This window comes from Pseudomonas sp. GD04015, from assembly GCF_029837675.1.
Classification (GTDB): domain Bacteria; phylum Pseudomonadota; class Gammaproteobacteria; order Pseudomonadales; family Pseudomonadaceae; genus Aquipseudomonas; species Aquipseudomonas paralcaligenes.
Map to the genome: position 1 here is coordinate 2,501 of NZ_JAOEEE010000066.1, position 3,195 is coordinate 5,695.

Sequence of the window (3,195 nt, forward strand, 5' to 3'; positions counted from 1 at the left end):
TACGAATCTATAACCAGATTGCTTGGGGTTATATGGTCAAGTGAAGAAGCGCATACGGTGGATGCCTTGGCAGTCAGAGGCGATGAAAGACGTGGTAGCCTGCGATAAGCTTCGGGGAGTCGGCAAACAGACTTTGATCCGGAGATCTCTGAATGGGGGAACCCACCTAGGATAACCTAGGTATCTTGTACTGAATCCATAGGTGCAAGAGGCGAACCAGGGGAACTGAAACATCTAAGTACCCTGAGGAAAAGAAATCAACCGAGATTCCCTTAGTAGTGGCGAGCGAACGGGGATTAGCCCTTAAGCTTCTTTGATTTTAGCGGAACGCTCTGGAAAGTGCGGCCATAGTGGGTGATAGCCCTGTACGCGAAAAGGTCTTAGAAGTGAAATCGAGTAGGACGGCGCACGTGAAACGTTGTCTGAATATGGGGGGACCATCCTCCAAGGCTAAATACTACTGACTGACCGATAGTGAACTAGTACCGTGAGGGAAAGGCGAAAAGAACCCCGGAGAGGGGAGTGAAATAGAACCTGAAACCGTATGCGTACAAGCAGTGGGAGCCTACTTTGTTAGGTGACTGCGTACCTTTTGTATAATGGGTCAGCGACTTATATTCAGTGGCGAGCTTAACCGAATAGGGGAGGCGTAGCGAAAGCGAGTCTTAATAGGGCGCTTTAGTCGCTGGGTATAGACCCGAAACCGGGCGATCTATCCATGGGCAGGTTGAAGGTTAGGTAACACTGACTGGAGGACCGAACCGACTACCGTTGAAAAGTTAGCGGATGACCTGTGGATCGGAGTGAAAGGCTAATCAAGCTCGGAGATAGCTGGTTCTCCTCGAAAGCTATTTAGGTAGCGCCTCACGTATCACTCCAGGGGGTAGAGCACTGTTTCGGCTAGGGGGTCATCCCGACTTACCAAACCGATGCAAACTCCGAATACCTGGAAGTGCCGAGCGTGGGAGACACACGGCGGGTGCTAACGTCCGTCGTGAAAAGGGAAACAACCCAGACCGTCAGCTAAGGTCCCAAAGTTATGGTTAAGTGGGAAACGATGTGGGAAGGCTTAGACAGCTAGGAGGTTGGCTTAGAAGCAGCCACCCTTTAAAGAAAGCGTAATAGCTCACTAGTCGAGTCGGCCTGCGCGGAAGATGTAACGGGGCTCAAACCATACACCGAAGCTACGGGTGTCACGTAAGTGACGCGGTAGAGGAGCGTTCTGTAAGCCTGTGAAGGTGAGTTGAGAAGCTTGCTGGAGGTATCAGAAGTGCGAATGCTGACATGAGTAACGACAATGCGAGTGAAAAACTCGCACGCCGAAAGACCAAGGTTTCCTGCGCAACGTTAATCGACGCAGGGTTAGTCGGCCCCTAAGGCGAGGCAGAAATGCGTAGTCGATGGGAAGCGGGTTAATATTCCCGCACTTCTAGTTACTGCGATGGGGGGACGGAGAAGGCTAGGCCAGCACGGCGTTGGTTGTCCGTGTTTAAGGTGGTAGGCAGAGACCTTAGGTAAATCCGGGGTCTTAATGCCGAGAGCTGATGACGAGTGTCCTTTAGGACGCGAAGTGGTTGATGCCATGCTTCCAGGAAAAGCCTCTAAGCTTCAGGTAACTAGGAACCGTACCCCAAACCGACACAGGTGGTTGGGTAGAGAATACCAAGGCGCTTGAGAGAACTCGGGTGAAGGAACTAGGCAAAATGGCACCGTAACTTCGGGAGAAGGTGCGCCGGTGAGGGTGAAGGACTTGCTCCGTAAGCTCATGCCGGTCGAAGATACCAGGCCGCTGCGACTGTTTATTAAAAACACAGCACTCTGCAAACACGAAAGTGGACGTATAGGGTGTGACGCCTGCCCGGTGCCGGAAGGTTAATTGATGGGGTTAGCGCAAGCGAAGCTCTTGATCGAAGCCCCGGTAAACGGCGGCCGTAACTATAACGGTCCTAAGGTAGCGAAATTCCTTGTCGGGTAAGTTCCGACCTGCACGAATGGCGTAACGATGGCGGCGCTGTCTCCACCCGAGACTCAGTGAAATTGAAATCGCTGTGAAGATGCAGTGTATCCGCGGCTAGACGGAAAGACCCCGTGAACCTTTACTGTAGCTTTGCACTGGACTTTGAGCCTGCTTGTGTAGGATAGGTGGGAGGCTTTGAAGCGTGGACGCCAGTTCGCGTGGAGCCATCCTTGAAATACCACCCTGGCATGCTTGAGGTTCTAACTCTGGTCCGTCATCCGGATCGAGGACAGTGTATGGTGGGCAGTTTGACTGGGGCGGTCTCCTCCCAAAGAGTAACGGAGGAGTACGAAGGTGCGCTCAGACCGGTCGGAAATCGGTCGTAGAGTATAAAGGCAAAAGCGCGCTTGACTGCGAGACAGACACGTCGAGCAGGTACGAAAGTAGGTCTTAGTGATCCGGTGGTTCTGTATGGAAGGGCCATCGCTCAACGGATAAAAGGTACTCCGGGGATAACAGGCTGATACCGCCCAAGAGTTCATATCGACGGCGGTGTTTGGCACCTCGATGTCGGCTCATCACATCCTGGGGCTGAAGCCGGTCCCAAGGGTATGGCTGTTCGCCATTTAAAGTGGTACGCGAGCTGGGTTTAGAACGTCGTGAGACAGTTCGGTCCCTATCTGCCGTGGACGTTTGAGATTTGAGAGGGGCTGACCTTAGTACGAGAGGACCGGGTTGGACGAACCTCTGGTGTTCCGGTTGTCACGCCAGTGGCATCGCCGGGTAGCTACGTTCGGAAAAGATAACCGCTGAAAGCATCTAAGCGGGAAACTTGCCTCAAGATGAGATCTCACTGGAGCCTTGAGCTCCCTAAAGGGCCGTCGAAGACTACGACGTTGATAGGTGGGGTGTGTAAGCGCTGTGAGGCGTTGAGCTAACCCATACTAATTGCCCGTGAGGCTTGACCATATAACACCCAAACAATCTGACGATTGTGGGTCGATGGTGAAGTCGACAAACGAACCGAAAGTTCGCTAAGAACCGCAAAGCCAAGACATCACATACCCAATTCGCTGTAGCGACTCAACACCGATACAGCAACCGAATTGCTTGACGACCATAGAGCGTTGGAACCACCTGATCCCATCCCGAACTCAGTAGTGAAACGACGCATCGCCGATGGTAGTGTGGGGTTTCCCCATGTGAGAGTAGGTCATCGTCAAGCTCCTATCACCCAA

2 rRNA genes are annotated in these 3,195 nt (G+C 52.7%); both read left to right on the plus strand.

Going from position 1 to position 3,195, the window contains the following annotated elements:
- The first annotated feature begins 34 nt into the window (after positions 1-34).
- A 23S ribosomal RNA gene (locus N7640_RS25480) occupies positions 35-2,926 on the plus strand.
- A 140-nt stretch (positions 2,927-3,066) separates the two neighbouring features.
- Positions 3,067-3,182 (plus strand): 5S ribosomal RNA (rrf, locus tag N7640_RS25485).
- Positions 3,183-3,195: the final 13 nt, after the last annotated feature.